Source organism: Acidovorax sp. SRB_24 (genome assembly GCF_012931925.1).
In genome coordinates, this window is the sequence record NZ_MWOM01000223.1 from 1 (window position 1) to 510 (window position 510).

Annotated in this window: 1 protein-coding gene; it reads right to left on the reverse strand. The window is 66.3% G+C overall.

The genetic code is table 11. The features are described 5' to 3' along the window. On the reverse strand, nucleotides 1-489 hold a 489-nt coding region (locus B2J89_RS21650; protein ID WP_240965117.1), incomplete at its 3' end, for a D-(-)-3-hydroxybutyrate oligomer hydrolase. Nucleotides 490-510 lie beyond the last annotated feature (21 nt).

Genomic DNA, 510 nt, shown 5'->3' on the forward strand with positions numbered 1-510 from the left:
GAAGCTGTCGGGCACCTGCACCGCGATCACGGTGCGCTTGCGGCCCGAGCCATCGTCGAGCACCGCCACGTGTTCACGGCCGGGAATCAAACCCTCGCTGGCCGTGACAACACCGGCCGTGGTGACGTTGGGGCCGTACAGCGTGCCATAGCCGCCATTGGCCGAGTAATCCAGGATGCCGCGGTAATTGGAATACAGCGCGTTGCGGCGCAGTTCGGCCGCCGTGGGGTTGGCGGGATCGACATAGGCAGGCGTAGCGCCGCCCAGGCCCGTCTTGCCGATGCCCCCGGTCAGCAGGTCCTGCGTGGCGGCAGTGTCGCCCTTGCCCACCGTGGTCGCGGGGTACACCGTGGCGCTCACCTGCGACACGCCTTTGGGAAGCTCGTTGGTGGGAAGGGATGATCCACCACCGCATGCGGCCAGCACGGCCCCCGCCAGCGCGGTCGTGGCCACTTTCAGGGCCCGCTTGTCCTGCAGATTCACTTTCATGATGTCTCCTTTTTTCACTGA